The following is a 19,940-nucleotide window of genomic DNA, read 5'->3' as shown; positions in this document are numbered from 1 at the left end:
AGATAGCGTTAGTGGTGAGCTATCTAAGAAAATGCGGCTTTAACATGGCGGATATAAGGCAAATTGGCTTCTATCCGCCAATTTGGGCGTTGGTCGGTAGCGACCACTCTCTAACAAAAAATATCGCGATCGCGGCCTACGGCCGCTTATCAAAAAGAACCCCGCCTAAAAAGGCGGGGTTCGTCAGCAATCTGACCGCACAACGTAGTGCGGTTTTTGTCTGTCGCGTGAGAAGAACGCGCTGTTAAGTGCTGGGGTTTTCGCCCATTTGTCCACGATGACGCAGCAAGTGGTCCATCAACACAATCGCCACCATCGCTTCGGCAATCGGCACGGCACGGATACCCACACACGGGTCATGACGACCACGCGTCACCACATCCGCGGATTCACCGTGAACATCAATACTCTTGCCCGGCACGGTAATGCTCGAAGTGGGTTTGAGCGCTAAATGTGCCACCAATGGCTGGCCTGAAGAGATCCCACCGAGAATGCCACCAGCATGGTTTGAGGCAAACCCTTCAGGGTGAATTTCATCGCGATGTTCACTGCCACGCTGCTGCACCACATCAAAACCATCACCAATTTCGACCCCTTTTACCGCATTGATCCCCATTAGCGCATGGGCAATATCTGCATCTAAGCGATCAAATACCGGCTCACCTAGGCCTACCGGCAGGTTCTCCGCCACCACGGTCAGTTTGGCACCAATTGAGTCGCCGTCTTTTTTGAGCTGACGGATAAGTGCATCTAACTCCTCGAGCTTACTTGCGTCCGGGCAGAAGAAGGGGTTTTGCTCGACTTGCGCCCAATCGACCGTGTCTATGGTCACCTCTCCCATCTGCGCCAAGTAAGCACGCACTTGAATGCCATGTACTTGCGCGAGGTATTTTTTAGCCACCGCGCCTGCAGCCACGCGCATCGCCGTCTCTCTTGCCGATGAACGGCCGCCCCCGCGGTAATCGCGGATGCCATATTTATGGTGATAGGTATAGTCTGCATGCCCAGGGCGAAATACATCTTTGATTTTGGAGTAGTCTTTCGAGCGCTGGTCGGTGTTTTCGATCATCAACCCGATCGATGTCCCCGTGGTTTTCCCCTCAAACACCCCAGAAAGGATTTTCACCGCATCCGGTTCACGGCGCTGTGTGGTGTATTTCGACGTGCCGGGACGACGGCGATCGAGATCATGCTGCATATCCGCTTCGCTCAGTGCTAACCCCGGCGGGCAGCCGTCAATAATCGCCCCCAACGCAACGCCGTGGCTTTCTCCAAAGGTCGTGACGCGAAATATCTGTCCTATCGTGTTGCCTGCCATGCCTTCCTCTATTTGCCTGATCGGCATTGTTGTATTTTTGCGTACTTTGTTAGCAATTAACCATAAAGCAACCAAAGACGCAAAAAAAATCCAGGCGCATGAGGCAACGCTTGTCAGTGATAGAGAATAAAAAAGCCAGCTCGAGGCTGGCTTTATGTCGAAAAGACGCCTTGCCGCTAATCGCGATAAAGCGCAAATTCATCGGCACACGCAACGAGGTCATGGCGGCTGATCATAAACACGCCATGACCGCCGTTTTCAAACTCAATCCAGTGCAAAGGCAAATGACCATACTGCTCTTGCATATGCACGATCGAGTTGCCGACTTCACAGACCAATACGCCCTCTTCTGTGAGATAATCGGGGGCATTAGCAAGCATACGCCGTACTAACTTTAAGCCATCCGTGCCGGCGGCAAGCCCCAGCTCAGGTTCATGGCGAAACTCATCCGGTAAGTCGTCCATATCCTCCGCGTCAACATACGGTGGGTTGCTCACAATTAAGTCGTATTTATCGTGCGGGACATCTTTTAGTAAATCCGATCGCATCGGGATCACTTGCTCTTCCAAGCCATGATCCTGAATATTGATTTCAGCCACATCCAGCGCGTCGGTGGAAATATCCACCGCATCGATCTCTGCCTCTGGGAACGCATAAGCACACGCGATAGCGATACAACCACTGCCCGTGCATAAATCCATAATCCGGCGAGGCGGGTGAGGCAAGATGCCAGCGAATTCTTGCTGGATAAGCTCACCAATCGGTGAACGTGGAACGAGCACGCGCTCGTCGACAAAAAACTCTAAGCCACAGAAATACGCTTTGTTGGTCAGATAGGCAACCGGTGTTTTATCATTGATACGTGCAATGACACGCTCAACAATACGATGCTTTTCACTGGTGGTCAGACGCGAAAAGCGCGTTTCTGAGGGCACATCGATCGGCAAGTAGAGTGTCGGTAAGACCAGCTGTACCGCCTCATCCCACGCGTTATCGGTGCCGTGGCCATAAAACAAGCCTGCCGCATTGAAACGACTGACGGTCCAGCGCAGCATGTCTTGCAGCGTATGTAACTCGCTGACCACCTCTTCAGTAAAAATCGTATCCACATTGGCCTCCATCGGCTTCATGCAATTGGGGGTCGCCCTTTGACGCGAGGTCAGTACAATAAGCAGCATTTTGAGCTGGCTGAATGTACAATTCAGGTCATCACCTCGGGGACAGTTTTTATGAGCAAAAAACCATCGATGACGGAAGAGGACTTGGCGCTATTCCGTGATGCCGTCAAAGGCGCAAAAAAGTTGAAGCAGGATACCATAAACCCGCCACAACGCCAGACGACCAAAACGCGCAAACAACGTCAGTTTGAGCGACAGAGTAGCGATCATGCGTTTTACTTTTCCGATGAGTTCGAGCCGCTGCTCAGTGAATCGGGTCCGATGCAGTACGCCCGCCAGGATGTCTCTAAATACGAGGTCAAGCGGCTTCGCCGTGGTGTGTATGTGCCCGATATCTATCTCGATTTACACGGGATGACCCAAACAGAAGCCAAACGAGAGCTGGGGGCGATGCTCGCGGCCTGTGTGAAAGACGGTATTCGTTGCGCCAGCGTAATGCACGGGATTGGTAAACGCGTACTCAAAGACAAAATTCCACTGTGGCTAGCACAGCACCCCAATGTGATGGCGTTTCACCAAGCCCCGCGTGAGTTTGGTGGGGATGCCGCCTTGCTGGTGTTGATTGAAGTGCCTGAGCGCTAAAGCAACCTGTCGCTAAAGAAACAGGTCAGCATCAAGCCGCTTTATCTATTTCGGATTCAAAAGCTGTCGTGGTGACATATGCGCACTCAGCGACGCCTGATGGGTCGTGACATCCACTTCTATCATGGCCATGGCTGAGGTCGCAAACATTGGCGGTTGCCCCTCTTGCACCCACTCGTTAGTGAGGTATCCGACTAAGGGCAGATGAGAGACGACCAAGACCACGTCGAGCGTCTCAACCTCTATCATTGCATTGACATAATCATAGACACGATCACTTTGCCCATAAGGGGTGATCTCTTCTTCCGTGATCACCTCTTTTGCATCGGGTAATAAAGGCGCACATACCTGCCATGTCTGTTGCGCACGTAAGTAAGGGCTCACCAACACTTTATCAATCACTTTTCCATCTAATTGCTGGTTCAGCCACGTCGCCATCTGTTTACTTTGTTGTTCACCATTGGCAGTTAGCGCGCGGTCGCTATCACTGGCCGCAAATGCTTGCGCTTCGCCATGACGCATTATGATTACTTTCATCGCCTTAATACCCACATTCATATGCCAAGATTGGCTGCATGCTATCAAGATGAACCGCAAAAGACCAAATAAGTGGTTTGCGACTCTGGTCACTGGTAGTCATACTTACTACTAACTTATTTACTCTGATAGTGAGATGCTTGTGCACGTTAGCCCTAACGACCATAAACACTACCGTTATATCACGCTTCCTAACGCATTACGTGTCTTATTGGTGAATGACCCATATGCGCATCGTAGTGCCGCAGCATTGTCAGTGAATGTCGGTCACTTCCACGATCCAGACGAGCGACAAGGGCTGGCCCACTTTCTTGAGCATATGCTTTTTTTGGGGACTGAGCAGTACCCCGTCATCGGTGACTTTCAGCGCTTTATTAGCCAGCATGGTGGCCATAATAACGCGTGGACAGGCACAGAACACACTACCTTCTTTTTCGATATTCGCCCCCGCCAGTTCGCCGCGAGCTTAGATCGCTTCAGCGCATTTTTCATTTCACCGCGTTTTGATGCTGATGCCGTGGATAAAGAGCGCCAATCGGTCGACGCCGAGTATCGCATGAAGCTCAATGACGACGTGCGACGTATCTATCAAGTTCATAAAGAAACCATCAACCCCAACCATCCATTTGCCAAGTTCTCCGTTGGCAGTGTCGAGACGCTCGCGGACCGCGATGATTCCAATGTGCGTGATGATCTCATCGCCTTTTACCAAGCTAACTACAGCGCCAATCTTATGACACTGGCATTGACTGGGCCACAGTCATTGGATGAGCTTGAGCGCTTCGCGAAACAATATTTTTCCGCCATTGCCAACCATCACTACCCCGAACTTGCCATCAATGCGCCCTTGGTCACCAAAAATGAGCAGCATCAATGGGTGAGCATTGAACCTTTAAAAGACGTTCGTAAGCTCACCTTGGCGTTTTCTGTCCCTGAAAGTCCCGAGCAATACCGCACTAAACCTTTGTCTTACATTGCCCATTTATTGGGGTATGAGGGGCCAGGGAGTTTAATGTCACTATTAAAAAATAAGGGCTATATCAACACCTTGTCTGCGGGTGGTGGGATCAGCGGGCGAGATTTTCGTGAATTTACCCTCGGCTTTTCGTTGACGCCATTAGGGCTTAGCCATCTCGACGACATTATTGCCTATGTTTTTCAAGCCATTGCCCTCATTCGGCGCAATGGATTACAACCTTGGCGTTATCAAGAAAAACGACAAGTCCAAGAGCTGGCATTTCATTACCAAGACCCGCACCGACCCATTGATACCGTCAGTCATTTGGTGATGAACATGCAGCATTATGCGCCAGCCGATCTTCTGTATGGCGACTACATGATGACAGGGTTTGATCGCCACCAGATTCAAGCCATGCTACAACATATGAGCGTCGATAATCTTCGCGTGATGCTGGTTGCCAAAGGGCTAAGTTACGATCAGTGCGCCGATTGGTATCACACGCCCTACGCGGTGAAACGCTTTTCTACGCAACAAATTGCCAAATGGAAAACCGATTACATTTCACCGGCACTGACACTGCCTGACCCCAACCCTTATATTGCCGATGCCCTGCATCCACTGGCTATCGAGCAAGATGCCAGCGAGGTACCAAGCTTAATTGAAGCGCTACCTGGTTTCCGCCTTTGGCATGGCCAAGAACCCCACTTTCGCGTGCCTAAAGGCCACATCTATATCGCCATCGATAGCCCACATGCCGTGGCGACGGTGAAAAACATTGTCATGACCCGCTTAAGTGTTGAAATGTTGCTCGAAGCCCTAAATGAGCAAGCCTATCAGGCTGAAATTGCGGGAATAAATTACAATTTATACGCGCACCAAGGTGGGGTAACGCTGACACTCAGTGGCTTCAATGACAAGCAGCCGCTATTGCTCGAACTTATCTTGAAAACCTTCTCTCAGCGCAGTTTCAACCCTGAGCGCTTCGAGACCATAAAAGCGCAGCTGCAACGCAGCTGGGAAAACGCAGAAAAGAACAAGCCGCTGAGCCAATTATATAACAGCATGACCGGGCTGCTTCAGCCTAATAATCCACCGTATCACGCCCTTTTAGCGGCATTGGAAACGGTGACCCTGAGTGACTTACCTGACTTTGTCGATGCCATGCTCGCCACCTTGCATGTCGATATGTTTATGTATGGTAATTGGCACCGCCATCATGCCAAGGCCTTAGCAGAAACTGTCAAAGACAGTTTGCGCGTGAAAGGACAAGAGTATCAGGAGTCTGTGCGTCCGTTGACCTTACTTGAGGGCGTCGGTACCGTCAGTTTTGAGCGCCCTCTTGCGCATGCTGAGTCAGCGCTTCTAGTGTATTACCAAAGTTCATCGACCGACCCTCAAGCTGTGGCGACCTACACCTTGGCCAACCACCTGATGTCGGCGACTTTTTTCAACGAACTGCGCACCAAACAACAATTAGGTTATATGGTTGGTGCTAATAACTTACCGCTAAACCGCCACCCTGGACTGATTTTTTATGTGCAGTCCCCCATGGCAGGCCCCAACCAGTTAATGGCAGCGATTGACGACTTTCTCAATGCTTTTTTCATGGTGCTGTTAGAAATGACGGAGGCAAGCTGGCAAAGCAGCAAGCAAAGCTTATTGGCACAAGTGAGAGAGCCGGATAATAACCTACGAGCTCGCGCTCAACGTTACTGGATCAGTATTGGCAACAAAGACTATCAATACCAACGTCGCGAGCAGGTTGCAGAGGCGATGGCGACACTCAGTCGCGCGGATATGGTGCGGTTTGTGGTCAATACACTCAAGCCGAGAACCGCAGATAGGTTAGTCATGCACAGTTGCGGGACAGAACATCAACAAGATGCACACCTAGACGGTGCCTATCCGATTGCGGATATCGCTGCCTTCCGCGCTTTATGTCAGCGTAGTGAGGACTAATCTCCCAATCAATAGAAAGGGCAGCCACTGGCTGCCCTTTCTATCATTGGCTGGCTAACGGTTAGCTTTCGGGGTAAAACACCTGCCCTTCTTTGGCCATCACGGTTAAGCGCTCACAAGGAGCAAATCGTTCACCGTAACGATTTTGATGCTCGTTGAGCAAGTTGACCACACGGTCAATGCCGATATGGTCCATATAGCGGAAAGGTCCGCCCAAGAACGGCGGGAAGCCGATACCAAAGATCGCACCGATGTCACCGTCACGTGCAGAACGAATCACGCCCTCATCGAGGCATCGTGCCGCTTCATTGAGCATCATCAATACGCAGCGCTGCGCCACCTCATGACCGGACAACTGGGCGTTAAGGGTAATATTGAGCAAGCTGTAGACTTTCTTGTCGGCCTGCTTAGCCTTGCTGCCTTTTTTGCTGGCATCGTAGCGATAGAAGCCCTTACCTGTTTTACGCCCTTTGCGGTCGTCATTCAGCAGCACATCGAAAACATCCGGCGCTTCAAAACGCTCCCCAAGCTCTTGCGTCAGGATAGGCGCTATCTTAGCGCCAATATCAATGCCCACCTCATCAAGTAAGGTGATAGGCCCAACAGGGAAGCCAAAGTCCAATAGCGCGGTGTCGATATGCTCAATGCTTTCTCCAGCCAACAACACGCGCGCGGCCTCATTCATATAAGGGGCAAGGATCCGGTTGACGTAAAAGCCTGCGCTATCACCGACCACAATCGGCGTTTTACCTTGCTGGCGCGCCAGCTTAACTACAGTCGAAATCGTCTTATCACTGGTGTTTTTATGGGGGATCACCTCCACCAGTGGCATTTTTTCTACCGGGCTAAAGTAGTGCAAGCCCACAATGTTTTCCGGGCGCTGGCTGCCTTCAGCGATTTGGTGGATAGGCAATGACGAGGTATTGGTAGCAAAAATCGCGTCCTTCTCGGTGATGGACTCCATCTCTTCCACCATGCGGTGTTTAAGCGATAAATCTTCAAATACCGCTTCGATCACCACATCCGAGTTAGAGAGGGTCGTCGCCTGTGTATCGCCCGATAGCTGCATCATCGTCGCTTGCAGCTCGGCCTTACTGAGCTGTTTACGCTTGCGTTTTTTGTCCAGCAGTTGGTAGCTATACCGCAGAGCATTCAAAATGCCATCTTCGCTCACATCTTTCACGCGTACGGGATAACCCGCTTTTGCGACCGAAACATGCGCAATTCCCGCGCCCATCAAGCCACCGCCAAGCACACCAATACGACTGATATCRCTGGGCTCTGCATCGGCACCGTTTTCTTTTTTCATCGCGGTGGTCGCGAAGAAAATGCTACGAAGTGCTTTAGACTCCGACGTCATCACCAGCTCACCAAACTGGCGCGCTTCTTCCTCAAAGCCGGCTTTCAAACCTTTATCGAGGCCCTTTTTCACCACGGATAAAATGGCATCGGCGGCAGGGTAATTACCACGGGTTTTCGCTCGCGCTTTTTTGCCTGCTTGATCAAAGACGATGTTACGCCCAACCGCATTCCCACTCAGCATCCAGCTTTGCCAGCTGCGGTTGCGTTTTGGTTTCGATTTCTGCGCCAGCTGCTCGGCCACGTCGAGCAAAACGGTATCTGGCACACAGTCATCCACCACACCAAGCTTTTTCGCTTTTTTGGCGCGTAACTGTTTGCCCGTTAGCATCATATCGAGTGCGTCAGGCACACCGATAAGGCGAGGGAGTCGCTGTGTACCGCCCGACCCTGGCAACAAGCCTAGTTGTACTTCTGGCAAGCCAAGGCGCGTTTTATCCCAATCTGTGGCCACACGGCTGTGACAGGCAAGCGCGAGCTCCAGCCCACCACCTAGGCAAGGGCCGTGAATGGCTGCCACCACGTGAAATGGAAGCTTTTCAATGCGTGAAAACAGAGCCTGACCTTGCGCGGCAATATCGCGGGCTTGCTCGGCGCTGTCACAGGCTTCGAGCATGCGCACGTCTGCACCGGCCACAAAGTTATCTGGCTTACCAGAGTGAATCACTAGCCCTTTCACGCTTTTATCGTTTTCGAGTTGGTCTAATACCGCGGAAACGCCCTCAACAAAGCTTGCCTGCAGCGTATTCATGCTCTCGCCCGGCACATCAATGGTCAGCCAGGCTATTTGGTTATCAGCAACCGTTAAATGAAAGGCTTGATGGGTTTCTGTGGTCATTATTCTGCCTCCAAGATCATTGCTACGCCTAGGCCACCTGCTGCACAGGCTGTGTTCAATGCTAATCCGCCGCCACGACGTTTTAATTCACGTAAGGTTTGGGTGATCATCCGCGCGCCTGTCGCGGCAAATGGATGGCCGTAGGCGATTGACCCCCCTAACACGTTGAATTTATCCATATCGATGTCACCAATCGCGCGGTCACGATTTAAATGCTCACGAGCAAAGGCGTCAGAGGCAAACATTTTAACATTGGATAAGGTTTGCGCAGCGAACGCCTCGTGCATATCAATCAAGGTTAAGTCCGCAAGAGAAATCCCCGCACGATCAAGCGCAAGTGGTGTGGCGTAAGAAGGGCCCATCAGCATGTCTTTTTCCACCCCGATGGCGGAGAACGCATACGAGCGAATGTAACCGAGCACCTCAAGACCCAATGCTTTCGCGCGACTTTCTGGCATCATTAATACCGCAGCCGCACCATCAGTCAGCGGCGTGCTATTGGCCGCTGTGACCGAGCCATGCTTACGGTCGAATGCAGGACGCAACTTAGCGTAGTCCTCCAGCGTGGAGTCGGGGCGCAGGTTATTATCTTGTGCAATCCATGTTTTGTAAGGTTCGGGATAGGCCGTCATCACTTCATCGCTGAGCAAGCCTTCATCCCAAGCTTTGCTCGCCAGTTGATGGGAGCGCAGCGCTAGCGCATCTTGCTCTTTGCGTGGGATCTGATGCGACTTTGCCATTTGCTCGGCCGTTTGCCCCATGCTCAGCCCCGTCGAATATTCAGCCACGGCGGGCGGAACCGGTGCCAGATCTTTCACTGAAAGCTTACTGAGCAACTTTAATCGCTTGCTCATGGTTTTCGCCTTGCTCAAGTCTAGTAATGTCCGCGCCAGTTTTTTGCTAACGCCGATGGGCAGTACGGATGATGAATCCGCCCCGCCGGCAATACCCACTTGAATAGTGCCTGCAACCATACTCTCTGCCACATTGGCGACCGCCTGAAAGCTGGTGGCACAGGCACGCGTAACACTGTAGGCATCGGTGTGAATATCCATGCCAGTACCTAGCACGATTTCGCGAGCAATGTTTGGCGCTTCAGGCATTTGCACCACCTGACCAAACACCACTTGATCAATGTCTTTCGGGGAAATACTGCTTCGGTTGAGCATCTCTTGTACCACCATTTTGCCGAGATCAACCGCTGGCACGTCAGTATAAGCGGTTGATTGGCGGGCAAAGGGTGTGCGTAGCCCAGACACAATAGCAATGCGATCACCATTGCTGGTTTTGAGGTGTTGCTGAGACGTCATCACTGCTCCTTAGGATGTTCTACAGGTCTGACCACAAGTGTAACCAAATTGTTACCAGCTTAAAACATCCGTTTTAATTGATTGGTAAGATTGCCAACAGGCGCACAGATCCGCTACCCGTGTCACCACAATGGTTCATGGTAAACAAACGAAAAAGCAAAAAGAAAAATAAAAAAAGGGGCCTTGCGCGAACGCAGGCCCCAAAAATATTGGAAAGCAAAACGATAATCTGGGAAGTGTGCAGTGCTTTTCCCGCACCCAGATCCGAACAGAAAGTCATATCATTCAAAAAGGAAACGCCGTTCACTCAACCTCACGAGTGTCGACACATGGCCGATAACGACAGGAGTCACTTTACCGACTTGTCGGGTTCTAATATTGAAACAGATCAAACTTGTACCGATTTTTCACCTAAGATGAAATAAAATGACAAATCACTCGGTCTTTATAGGCTGACTAATCCATGGATAAAGGCTCATCCGGTATGACCCGACAAGCACGATACGAGGCATTGGTGCGCGCATGGCATCGTGACCTCTACCGCTATGCCTACTGGTTAGCAAAAGACCCGCATATCGCGGAAGACTTGGTGCAAGAAACCTGCTTACGCGCTTGGCGCTCGTTAGACAGCTTGCAAGATGACAAGGCAGCCAAAGCCTGGCTAATCACCATTTTGCGCCGAGAGAATGCGAGGCGCTTCGAACGGAAGCAGTTTGACCATGTGGACATTGACGATGGCGAATTGGAAGACAAAACGCGACCCAGCGAAGAAGCGTCCATGGAACAACGCTGGCTACACCGGCAGATTGCCGCTTTATCACCGGAATATCGCGAGCCCTTGGTCTTACAGGTAATTGCCGGTTTTAGCGGCGACGAAATCGCCCAAATCTTGGATTTGAACAAAAACACAGTGATGACTCGTCTTTTTCGCGCTCGCGCCCAACTTAAAGAAGCACTGGATACCGCCGCAACCTCAGGAGGCCAACAGTATGGACGATCTTGAATTTCGCCGCCGCCTACTTGCAGACCCTTATGATACCGATCCTGAGTTGCAAGCCGCCAAAACTGAGTCCACCTACCACCAGCGTTATGCGGACGATATCGCGGAGTTGGACAGTAAAATCGACCAGGCACTTCGCGTTGAGGTGCCTGAATATTTGCCCGATAAAATTTTGTTTTCACAAACCACCGATGTGGCGCAACAGGTAAAACGTCCTCGCTGGCACCTTGCCATCGCGGCCTCTATTGCGTTTGTGTTTGGCATCGCGCTCGGTCAATTTAACTGGGGCAGTGCCACGCTGGATCTTAATCAAACGGCATTGGCGCACTATTATCACGAGCATGCTTTTATCGAAGGCATTAACGAGGGGGCGACCATTGAGCAAGTCAATGCGAAGTTACAACCGTTTGGCAAGGCCTTTAATGCGCTACCAGGCCAAGTCACTTACATCAACCATTGTAGTTTCGGTGATCACCATGCGTTGCACATGGTGATGGAAACGGATGGACAAGCGTATACGGTGTTTGTGGTGCCGTCTGCCAGTCAGGCACCCGCGCAGAAAAATGATGGCAAAATGCAAGCCATCAGCCGTCCAGTGCAATCGGCGAGCGTGATCGTGGTCGGCGAGGCAACAAGCGCTGCCGCCCCCATTGCCGAGCAACTGCAACAACAACTCACCCCCAGAGCGATCTAATCGCGCATTGTACGCCCTCTCGGCAGGCAGAGAGGGCGCATGCTGTGATTTTCCCTTCCGCGCCAACGACTTTTCGCCTCCTAATGTGTAACAGGTGTGCGCTGAGTTCATCTTTCGTCGCTTAAATCCCCGCCAACACAGCAGACAAAAACACTAAAAACTCGTTTTTTGTTGTTTCATTATTTTGTTTTTACCCTTTATCGTAGCGATAAATTGATTTACGCACGCGAGCTTTTACTCTAGGCCTCCCTTTATACAGCGAACAAGTAAGCAGATGAAAAATAATAAGATCGTTTATCTTGCCGTCGCCACCGCGCTCGGCTCTCTTTCCACGACCGCACACAGTGCCGGTTTTCAGCTCGCAGAAACCTCAGCAACCGGCCTTGGCCGCGCTTTCGCAGGGGAAGCAGCAATGGCGGATAACGCCAGTGCGCAATTTCGTAACCCTGCGCTATTAAGCTACCTTGCCGACACGCAAGTATCAGCCGGTGGCATCTACGTGAACCCTAACGTTGATATTGATGGGACAAACACAAACATCTCGAATGGTAAAAAGACTGCAACGTCAACCGATGATGTTGCTCATGATGCCGTGATCCCTAATTTCTATTTTGCCCATCAAATCGACGATCGCTTTACCGCAGGCTTAGCCCTGGCGACCAACTTTGGCATGGAAACCGATTTAGGCAATGACTTTACTGGGACTCAGTTTGGTAACGAAGCGGCGGTGACTACCTTTGAAATCAACCCTAATATCGCTTGGAAAGCCACCGAGCAATTACGCCTCGGCGCCGGTATCCGCTATGTGTTGGGGGAAGGCAGTATTGGAGCGAAAAGTAGCGCGCAATACGGCCCATATCCGAAAGGGACTACCCTTAAATACATGGAAGGCGATGACCGCGCATGGGGTTGGCAATTGGGTGCTGTGTACGACATCGATGACAAGCACCGGGTCGGCGTTAACTATCGCTCAGAGGTTGATCTAACACTTGAAGGGCATGCCGAAGGGTTAAGCTATGACTCAAGTAATCCAAACCGTCACTATTCAGGCAGTATGGATCTCACCCTCCCCGCGACCGCCGAGCTCTCTTCGTTGCATCAACTGACTGAGCAGTGGGCGATACACACCAGTATTAACTGGACCGAGTGGAGCAGCTTTGACAAACTCGAGGCGAGCATTCCCTCCCTTTCGAGTGATCCAAAGATGGTGAAAGTAGAAAACTGGGAAGATAACTATCGCTTTGCCATCGGCACCACCTATCAGTGGGATCAGAAACTGACGTTGCGCTCAGGCGTTGCCTATGACACGTCGGCGGTAAGCGATAAAAACCGCACCCTGACTATCCCAGAAACTGACCGGACGTGGTTGAGTGTGGGCGCCGGCTATAACGTGACCCCCGAGCTCACGCTAGATGCGGCGTTTACCTATGTGTTTGCCAAAGATGCCCCGGTGAAAGAGCCGCGTGATGGTATTGAGTCCGACCAGTCAGGCTCAGCGTTTGGTGGTAACTTTGAAGGCGAAACCACCGGTAATGTGTGGTTAGTCGGCGTGCAAGCCAGCTATCGTTTCTAAGCATCACGCCTTATCTAACAAAAACACCACGGCTTTGGCCGTGGTGTTTTTTATCGCGTTTTACCTAACTCGCTTACGCTGATTTACGGCGCGGCATCGATATCATCGATAAAATCGTCGAGAAACTCATCATCCAAAGCAGGTTGTTGCTCAAGCGCTTCATCCCCTTTGGCGCGATAGCGACGGTTTTGCAAGTAAGCCTCACGGGCAAACGCGTAAGGGTCCGGTGAGTTATCCAATTGCGACTCCTGAGACACTAACGCGGCGCGCGACTCCATCCCATCAAACATCCATTTTAAAACCGACTGCGGCAGGGTAAGTAACGCAAGCGGCGGATACAGGCCATCAACGACTTCGCCCGCGCCTTCTCTCACCGAGGTGGGGCCATAGCCAGGCAGCATAATGTACGCGCCCGTTCCCACATCATAGTGTCCGATCGCATCACCAAATTCGCGCTGATCATATTTTTGAATATCAGCCGCTGACGCGATATCAATCAAGCCACCCAAGCCAAAAAGAGTATTTATCCAAAAGCGGTTAAAATGGGTCGCGGCTTTCTCACCTTCCAGCATGATCAAACTATTCAAAAAACTGGCAGGCTCTTCGAGGTTGCCCAAAAAGTTAGAAATCCCGGTACGCACGGGGCTCGGCACATAATCGACATACGCAATCGAGACGGGGCGCGCGACATAGGGATCCAAGTAATCGTAATTGACCGTCCACATCGCACGGTTAAAGCCTTCTAGCGGGTCTTCAGGGTGCGGCTCTGCCCCTGGTGGACGTGATACACAACCGGTTAGCAGGCCAAGTACCGCCACCATCAAACACAGACGTTTCCACATTAAATGGCATTCCTCTACATAATGAAAGGCTGGGAATGCCCAGCCTTGCTAACAATGATGACTATTCTGTCTTGGTTATTGCTGTTTGTCGATAACCAGTTCAGCCTGGCTGCCCACGCTTACCTCAGAACTCTGCCCAATCCAATCACCTTGCTTGGTGGCCACATTGCCGTCTTGGTCAATCCGCGCCCGAATCACCACCTTATCATACGAGGATAACGCCTGATTAGGATTTAAGCTGTCAGTGTCTGCCAAATCTACAGACAAGGGAAACTTCGATAAAGGCAGGCGCTTGGCCGCGATTGGCATCGGTGAGTTTGCCGATGCATGCGCGGAAATAATCACCACGCCGTCCTGGGGTAACTGCACTTGCTGACCCAGTGCCACTGTTACCGCGACTTTCGCACCATCGGCGCTGTTAAGCGCTAGCTTCGCGCGTGCGATCGACTGATCTAACGTCTGGTTACGCGGATCGTCACTGCCTATCAAGGTTTTCATCGCCTTCCACGTGGCAATGGCATCTTGATATCGCCCTTGCTCGAACGCTTGATAAGCGAGCAACGACATCGCCTGCAGATTAAAGGGATCCGCTTTCACCACGGATTTTAATAAATTCTGTGCCCGCACACTGTCTGCCTCATCACCGGCAAACAACAAGGCTTGCGCCAGCCCGACTTGAACATCAGGTTGTGAAGGCGCCAAAGCATAGGCTTTTTCCATTGCGCCTTTGGCCGTTTCACCGTCTCGATTAGCAAGGCCAATACGACCCAACAACAGCCACCCTGTACTATCGGTCGGCTCATGCTGCAAGCGTGTGCGCAGCGCCAAGGTTAAGTCTTGCATCTCTTGTTGCGTCAGCGGCTGTTCATTGTCCAGTAGACGCTCGGACAATGACGGTAACTGTTGGGCAGTTTGTTGCCACTGCGCTACTTGGTTGGCACTGCCCTCAATGCCATACAAGCCGAAGCTGACCACCGCCAGTACGACTAAACCTGGCACCCACTGCATCGGCGTCAGGCGTAAATGACGCGCTTGTTTGGCTTTCTCCTTTTCTGGGATATCGTCCAGCAATGACTGCTGCAGATCCTGCCTCAGATCGCGCGCATTATCGATTAAGCCTTCAGCACTTTCCGCTTCAATTTCTTCCACACGGTCAAAGTAAAAGGCTTTATTGAGTGCATCACGGCTCCCTTGATGATCGTGCTCACTTTTTTGCCAAAGGGGCCACAAAAACATCACTGCGCCAAGGACAAAAAACACCAAGGTCGCGCCCCAAAACTCAATCATTTTGGCTCCTTATTTTGCTGGGTTGACGCATGCTCAGATGACGCCGGTTGCTCCGCGGGGGTATCCATGTTCGTTGCTGAGGTGCCTGCAGGTGAATCATCATCCCCTTTTGTCGATGACAACAGCGCATCGAGTCGTTGCTGCTCCTCATCGCTCAACGCGTGATTGATGGTCTGCTTGGCACGTCGGCTGCGCACTATCATCACCCCCACGCCAGACATCAGCACCAGCGCAGGCGCCAGCCATAGAATCACAGTTGATGCGGTGACGGGCGGATTGTAAGTCACAAAGTTGCCGTAACGCGCGATCATAAAGCTGCGAATCTCTTCATCCGTCCGACCTTGCTGTAACATTTGGTGCACTTTTTGGCGTAAATCCTGCGCAAGCTCGGCGTTAGAATCGGCAATGCTGTTATTTTGACACTTGGGACAGCGTAACTCACTGGTGAGGGCACGAAACCGAGCCTCTTGCTCGGCCGAGTCGAATTGGTACACGTCAATCGCATTCGCTAACGCCAAGGTCGCGCTCAGCCACAGCACGCTGAGTAGGATCAGTCGCTTCATCCGTCAACCTCCTTCAATGCGTCGAACTTCGGCTTGAGGGTCTCTTGCCAATTACGAGCGTTCACATCACCCACGTGCCGGTACTGAATCACGCCGTTAGCATCAATCAAAAACGTTTCAGGAGCACCGTACACACCCAAATCAAGCCCTAACATCCCATCACCGTCGTACAAACTAATCTGATAGGGGTTGCCCAGATTGTTCAGCCATTTGACCGCTTTTTGCCTATCATCTTTGTAATTAAGCCCAATGATTTTTACCCCTTGTGCCGCCAGTTTATTCAAAAACTGGTGTTCGGCATAACAGGTCGGACACCAGGTGGCCCACACGTTAAGCAGCAATGGTTCGCCTGTGAAAATGGCCTGGTCATACTCCTTGCTCGGCGTTTGTAGATCCTCGAGATGAAAAGCGGGCACGGGTTTACCGACCAAGACTGACTCCAGCTTAGTCGGATCATCCCCTTTGGCGTTGTTGTCGAGCTGAGCGACGAAAAAGCCCGCCAGTGCCGCAAACGCCAATAATGGCAAAAACCAAAGTACCTTCTTCATACGCTGGCCTCCTGCTTGGGTACCCGCTTGCTACGAAACCGGTAGCGCTTATCGCTGATCGCCAGCGCACCACCCAGCGCCATGACAATGGCACCAAACCAAATCCAACGCACAAAGGGTTTGTAGTAAAGTCGCATTGCCCATGAGCCATCAGGCAACTCTTCACCCATAGCGATGTATAGGTCACGCGTTAAGCCACGATCGATGGTCGCTTCAGTCATCATCGAGCGCTGCACTGAATAGAACCGCTTTTCGGCATCCAAATGGTTGATAAAGGTGTCACCACGGTATACATCAAACGAGGCCACGTAACCCTGGTAGTTAGGCCCTTGCTTGTCTGATAAGTCGGTAAACTTAAAGGTATAACCTTGCAAAGTGACGCTGCTGCCCGGCGCCATTTTGACATCACGCTCAATGTCATAATTCTCAACCATTGCCACCCCAATAATGGTGATCGCAAGGCCGATATGACCCAGCACCATGGCCCAATGGCTGCGCCCCAGTTTTTTAATCCCTACCGTAAAGGCATGACGATGGGTAGCACGCAAGTGAAGCTCATAGCCATGCAGGAAGGTGATCCACAGCGCCATGGTTACGCCCATTGCCGCCATCGCTTTGAAACTGTCCGCTAAGGTTGCGATGGCACCGACACCTAGAACAACAGCCGCAATACCACTCACGAGCATCGGTTTGGCTAAGGTTGACAGCTTGTCACGCTTCCAGCGAATCAAAGGTCCAATGCCGAGGAAAAAGGCAAACGGTAGCATCAGCCACGCAAACAGGAAGTTAAAGAAGGGCTCGCCAATCGACACCGAGCCAAGGCCCAACTGCTTGTGCACAAGCGGCAATAAGGTGCCAATGAGGACAATGACAAGCGCTGTCATTAACAAGGTATTGTTAACCAGCAAGGCATTTTCTCGTGAAATGAACGACACCTTAGTGCGCCCTTTGATCTCAGAGGCGCGCATCGCATAAAGCAGCAATGAACCACCAATCACCACCACAAGAAAGCCAAGAATAAACAAGCCACGCGCCGGATCGGAGGCGAACGAATGCACCGATACCAACACCCCAGAGCGCACCAAGAATGTCCCTAACAAGCTGAGTGAGAACGCAGAAATGGCGAGTAACACGGTCCACGCTTTAAAGGTGCCCCGTTTCTCTGTCACCGCCAATGAGTGCATCAAAGCGGTACCCGCCAGCCAAGGCATGAATGAGGCATTTTCGACTGGATCCCAAAACCACCAGCCGCCCCAGCCAAGCTCGTAATAAGCCCACCAAGAGCCGAGCGCGATGCCTAAGGTTAAAAATAACCATGCGGCGGTGGTCCAAGGACGCGACCAGCGCGCCCACGCGGTGTCCAAACGTCCCGCGAGCAGTGAACCAATAGCAAACGCAAAGGCGACCGAAAAACCTACATACCCCATGTACAAAATAGGAGGATGCACAATGAGTCCCGGATCTTGCAACAATGGGTTGAGGTCACGCCCGTCGACGGGGAAATAAGGCAAGGTTCGGTCAAACGGGTTCGAGGTAAGAATAATAAACAACAAGAAACCGACCGAAATCATTCCCATCACGGCCAATACCCGTGCGACCGAAGACAACGGCATGCCACGGCTAAATACCGCCACCGCCACGGTCCAAAGTGCCTGAATCAGCACCCAAAGTAACAGTGACCCCTCGTGCGCCCCCCAAACTGCGGTTAAGCGATAGTACCAAGGCAAGGCGCTGTTGGAGTTGCTCGCGACATAGGCCACCGTAAAGTCGTTGGTATAAAATGCCCAACTCAACGCGATAAAAGAAAACAGCAACATGGCGAACATCCCCACCGAAAGAGGGCGCGCCATTTTCATCATCCCTTCATGGCCTTGATTGGCGCCATACAGCGGATAGAAACTCAATAACAGCGCCAGTCCCAACGACAGGATTAACGCATAATGCCCGAGCTCAACAATCATAACTGACTACCTTGTTTTTGCTCCTCTGTGTATTCAAGCGGCTGATGATTCTTTTCCATCGCCTCGGCTATCTCAGGCGGCATATACTCTTCATCATGCTTAGCCAACACCTCACTCGCTTTCACAGTGCGTGAGTTAACCAGCACGCCTTGGGCGACAATACCTTGCCCCTCGCGAAAAAGGTCCGGCAAAATACCTTCATACGTCACGGTGACGGCGGGACCCACATCGGCAACATCAAACTGAATTTGCAACGATTCCTGATCGCGCTTCACTGAACCTTCCACCACCATGCCGCCAATTCTTAAGCGCTGGCCCACCTCGGGCTTGCTTCCATCCGGCTTGCCTTGCACGATTTCAGTCGGTGTGTAGAACAGATCCATATTTTGGTTCAAGGCATACAAAACCAAACCGATAGTGGTCGAAACACCAATTAGCAACGCTAACGTGATCCACAACCGTTTTTTACGTCGGGGCGTCATAATGTGTTCTCCAGTGCTTGTGCATCTTTTATTCGCTGCTCACGGGCAATTTGCTGTTTGACCGCTTGCAGGCGTTTTTTATGTGTCCGTCGATAACCAAGGATGAGTGCCAGCATCGCAGCCGCCGTGATACCAAATGCGCTCCAGACATAAGCGGCATAGCCTCCCATCGCTAAAAACGCACTAAAACTCTCAAAATGCATTATTTCCCCTCCGCCAGTGCGCGTACCCAAGGCCGGTGAGACTCTCTTAATAAAATTTGATTACGCAGTCCCATCAAGGTCAAGGCGACAAAAAAGCAGGCAAAGCCTAATAAACAAACAAGTAACGGCCAAAGCATCCCAGGGTCGATCGAGGGGCGGGCAAACTTAGTGATCGTGGCGCCTTGATGCAGCGTGTTCCACCATTCAACCGAAAAGTGGATAATAGGCAGGTTAATCACCCCCACCATCGCCAAGATCCCCGCCGCTTGCGAGGCCGTGCGTGCATCGTCAAACGCGTTATACAAAGCCATGACGCCAATGTAGAGGAACAATAGAATTAACTCAGACGTGAGGCGTGCATCCCACACCCACCACGCGCCCCACATGGGCTTGCCCCAAATGGCCCCAGTGACTAAGGCGATAAAGGTGAACACTGCCCCCACTGGTGCAATAGCACCCACCGCCCAATCCGCCATTTTTAACTGCCAAACACGACCAATAAACGCCGCGATGGCCATCGACATATAGGCGCCCATCGACCAAATAGCGGCAGGGACATGAATATAGATAATGCGAAAACTATCGCCTTGTTGGTAGTCTGCTGGCGCGAAGGCTAAGCCCCAAACCATGCCCACAACCAAGCTCAAGCCTGCCAACACAGCAAACCAAGGGAGAAGTTTTCCACACAGCCGGTAGCTCACTTCCGGCTTTGCGTAAGGGTGAAGCCACTTCCACATGACAATTG

19 protein-coding genes are annotated in these 19,940 nt (G+C 51.6%); 6 read left to right on the top strand and 13 right to left on the bottom strand.

Annotated elements, in window-relative coordinates:
* Positions 1-248: hypothetical protein (locus BZG73_RS16130; protein WP_235606017.1), on the top strand; the 248-nt coding region annotated here is incomplete at its 5' end.
* Here the strand turns inward: BZG73_RS16130 and aroC are convergent.
* Both aroC and prmB read right to left on the bottom strand, forming a co-directional pair.
* Positions 245-1,318 (bottom strand): chorismate synthase, encoded by a 1,074-nt coding sequence (gene aroC / locus BZG73_RS05640; RefSeq protein ID WP_077667792.1) that lies wholly within the window; start codon positions 1,316-1,318, stop codon positions 245-247. The genes BZG73_RS16130 and aroC overlap by 4 nt on opposite strands.
* Before the next feature lie 176 nt (positions 1,319-1,494).
* Positions 1,495-2,427 carry a 50S ribosomal protein L3 N(5)-glutamine methyltransferase gene (gene prmB, locus BZG73_RS05635; protein ID WP_077606560.1) on the bottom strand — a complete coding sequence of 311 codons (933 nt, stop codon included), beginning with the start codon at positions 2,425-2,427 and terminating at the stop codon, positions 1,495-1,497.
* Between the two features lie 120 nt (positions 2,428-2,547).
* Between prmB and smrB the strand changes: the two genes are divergently transcribed.
* Complete coding sequence (gene smrB, locus BZG73_RS05630) at positions 2,548-3,078, top strand: endonuclease SmrB (protein ID WP_046074905.1); 531 nt, start codon at positions 2,548-2,550, stop codon at positions 3,076-3,078.
* Positions 3,079-3,123: 45 nt separating this feature from the next.
* Here the strand turns inward: smrB and sixA are convergent, their stop codons facing one another.
* On the bottom strand, positions 3,124-3,615 hold the full coding sequence (sixA, locus tag BZG73_RS05625; RefSeq protein WP_077578029.1) for a phosphohistidine phosphatase SixA: 492 nt from the start codon (positions 3,613-3,615) through the stop codon (positions 3,124-3,126).
* Positions 3,616-3,757: 142 nt separating this feature from the next.
* Between sixA and BZG73_RS05620 the strand changes: the two genes are divergently transcribed.
* Complete coding sequence (locus tag BZG73_RS05620; protein WP_077667794.1) at positions 3,758-6,535, top strand: insulinase family protein; 2,778 nt, start codon at positions 3,758-3,760, stop codon at positions 6,533-6,535.
* 61 nt (positions 6,536-6,596) lie between these two features.
* Here the strand turns inward: BZG73_RS05620 and fadJ are convergent, their stop codons facing one another.
* Positions 6,597-8,732, bottom strand: coding sequence for a fatty acid oxidation complex subunit alpha FadJ (gene fadJ, locus BZG73_RS05615; protein WP_077665883.1), 2,136 nt, complete (start codon positions 8,730-8,732; stop codon positions 6,597-6,599).
* Entirely contained in the window at positions 8,732-10,042 is a 1,311-nt protein-coding gene (gene fadI, locus BZG73_RS05610) for an acetyl-CoA C-acyltransferase FadI (RefSeq protein ID WP_077667791.1), read from the bottom strand. Before fadI ends, fadJ begins: the two co-directional genes overlap by 1 nt.
* Before the next feature lie 484 nt (positions 10,043-10,526).
* Between fadI and BZG73_RS05600 the strand changes: the two genes are divergently transcribed.
* The 3 genes from BZG73_RS05600 (at position 10,527) to BZG73_RS05590 (ending at position 13,309) form a co-directional block, all read left to right on the top strand.
* Positions 10,527-11,045 (top strand): sigma-70 family RNA polymerase sigma factor, encoded by a 519-nt coding sequence (locus BZG73_RS05600; protein ID WP_046074910.1) that lies wholly within the window; start codon positions 10,527-10,529, stop codon positions 11,043-11,045.
* Positions 11,032-11,736, top strand: coding sequence for a DUF3379 family protein (locus tag BZG73_RS05595; protein ID WP_077667790.1), 705 nt, complete (start codon positions 11,032-11,034; stop codon positions 11,734-11,736). Before BZG73_RS05600 ends, BZG73_RS05595 begins: the two co-directional genes overlap by 14 nt.
* Positions 11,737-12,010: 274 nt before the next feature.
* Positions 12,011-13,309 carry an outer membrane protein transport protein gene (locus BZG73_RS05590; RefSeq protein ID WP_077667789.1) on the top strand — a complete coding sequence of 433 codons (1,299 nt, stop codon included), beginning with the start codon at positions 12,011-12,013 and terminating at the stop codon, positions 13,307-13,309.
* Between the two features lie 83 nt (positions 13,310-13,392).
* On the opposite strand, the gene BZG73_RS05585 is transcribed toward BZG73_RS05590, so the two are convergent.
* The 8 genes from BZG73_RS05585 to BZG73_RS05550 all read right to left on the bottom strand — a co-directional run bounded on the left by BZG73_RS05585 (position 13,393) and on the right by BZG73_RS05550 (position 19,932).
* Positions 13,393-14,151, bottom strand: a complete 759-nt coding sequence (locus BZG73_RS05585; protein ID WP_046074913.1) for an MlaA family lipoprotein — start codon at positions 14,149-14,151, stop codon at positions 13,393-13,395.
* Positions 14,152-14,226: 75 nt separating this feature from the next.
* A complete protein-coding gene (gene ccmI, locus BZG73_RS05580) occupies positions 14,227-15,438 on the bottom strand; it encodes a c-type cytochrome biogenesis protein CcmI (RefSeq protein WP_077667788.1) in 1,212 nt (403 codons plus the stop codon).
* Positions 15,435-16,001, bottom strand: a complete 567-nt coding sequence (locus tag BZG73_RS05575) for a cytochrome c-type biogenesis protein (protein WP_077667787.1) — start codon at positions 15,999-16,001, stop codon at positions 15,435-15,437. Before BZG73_RS05575 ends, ccmI begins: the two co-directional genes overlap by 4 nt.
* A complete protein-coding gene (locus tag BZG73_RS05570; RefSeq protein WP_077665887.1) occupies positions 15,998-16,549 on the bottom strand; it encodes a DsbE family thiol:disulfide interchange protein in 552 nt (183 codons plus the stop codon). The genes BZG73_RS05575 and BZG73_RS05570 overlap by 4 nt, the downstream gene beginning before the upstream one ends.
* A complete protein-coding gene (locus BZG73_RS05565; protein WP_077667786.1) occupies positions 16,546-18,510 on the bottom strand; it encodes a heme lyase CcmF/NrfE family subunit in 1,965 nt (654 codons plus the stop codon). Before BZG73_RS05565 ends, BZG73_RS05570 begins: the two co-directional genes overlap by 4 nt.
* Complete coding sequence (gene ccmE, locus BZG73_RS05560) at positions 18,507-18,992, bottom strand: cytochrome c maturation protein CcmE (protein ID WP_046074918.1); 486 nt, start codon at positions 18,990-18,992, stop codon at positions 18,507-18,509. The genes BZG73_RS05565 and ccmE overlap by 4 nt, the downstream gene beginning before the upstream one ends.
* The gene (gene ccmD, locus BZG73_RS05555; RefSeq protein WP_077638738.1) at positions 18,989-19,195 is read right to left on the bottom strand and encodes a heme exporter protein CcmD; all 207 of its coding nucleotides are present in this window, start codon (positions 19,193-19,195) and stop codon (positions 18,989-18,991) included. The genes ccmE and ccmD overlap by 4 nt, the downstream gene beginning before the upstream one ends.
* Positions 19,195-19,932: a heme ABC transporter permease gene (locus tag BZG73_RS05550; RefSeq protein WP_046074920.1), complete on the bottom strand. Its 738-nt coding sequence runs from the start codon at positions 19,930-19,932 to the stop codon at positions 19,195-19,197. The genes ccmD and BZG73_RS05550 overlap by 1 nt, the downstream gene beginning before the upstream one ends.
* Positions 19,933-19,940 lie beyond the last annotated feature (8 nt).

The sequence above is a fragment of the Salinivibrio siamensis genome, assembly GCF_001996005.1.
In the GTDB taxonomy this organism is placed as follows: domain Bacteria; phylum Pseudomonadota; class Gammaproteobacteria; order Enterobacterales; family Vibrionaceae; genus Salinivibrio; species Salinivibrio siamensis.
This window is presented reverse-complemented; position numbering and strand designations above follow the sequence as displayed.

Bases quoted from the DNA above. Each gene is read 5' to 3' on its own strand.
- BZG73_RS05595 (WP_077667790.1), top strand. From the start codon at position 11,032: ATGGACGATCTTGAATTTCGCCGCCGCCTACTTGCAGACCCTTATGAT.
- BZG73_RS05585 (WP_046074913.1), bottom strand. From the start codon at position 14,151: ATGTGGAAACGTCTGTGTTTGATGGTGGCGGTACTTGGCCTGCTAACC.
- BZG73_RS05600 (WP_046074910.1), top strand. From the start codon at position 10,527: ATGACCCGACAAGCACGATACGAGGCATTGGTGCGCGCATGGCATCGT.
- BZG73_RS05570 (WP_077665887.1), bottom strand. From the start codon at position 16,549: ATGAAGAAGGTACTTTGGTTTTTGCCATTATTGGCGTTTGCGGCACTG.
- BZG73_RS05565 (WP_077667786.1), bottom strand. From the start codon at position 18,510: ATGATTGTTGAGCTCGGGCATTATGCGTTAATCCTGTCGTTGGGACTG.
- aroC (WP_077667792.1), bottom strand. From the start codon at position 1,318: ATGGCAGGCAACACGATAGGACAGATATTTCGCGTCACGACCTTTGGA.
- smrB (WP_046074905.1), top strand. From the start codon at position 2,548: ATGAGCAAAAAACCATCGATGACGGAAGAGGACTTGGCGCTATTCCGT.
- ccmI (WP_077667788.1), bottom strand. From the start codon at position 15,438: ATGATTGAGTTTTGGGGCGCGACCTTGGTGTTTTTTGTCCTTGGCGCA.
- ccmD (WP_077638738.1), bottom strand. From the start codon at position 19,195: ATGCATTTTGAGAGTTTTAGTGCGTTTTTAGCGATGGGAGGCTATGCC.
- BZG73_RS05550 (WP_046074920.1), bottom strand. From the start codon at position 19,932: ATGTGGAAGTGGCTTCACCCTTACGCAAAGCCGGAAGTGAGCTACCGG.
- BZG73_RS05590 (WP_077667789.1), top strand. From the start codon at position 12,011: ATGAAAAATAATAAGATCGTTTATCTTGCCGTCGCCACCGCGCTCGGC.
- fadI (WP_077667791.1), bottom strand. From the start codon at position 10,042: ATGACGTCTCAGCAACACCTCAAAACCAGCAATGGTGATCGCATTGCT.
- sixA (WP_077578029.1), bottom strand. From the start codon at position 3,615: ATGAAAGTAATCATAATGCGTCATGGCGAAGCGCAAGCATTTGCGGCC.
- BZG73_RS05575 (WP_077667787.1), bottom strand. From the start codon at position 16,001: ATGAAGCGACTGATCCTACTCAGCGTGCTGTGGCTGAGCGCGACCTTG.
- ccmE (WP_046074918.1), bottom strand. From the start codon at position 18,992: ATGACGCCCCGACGTAAAAAACGGTTGTGGATCACGTTAGCGTTGCTA.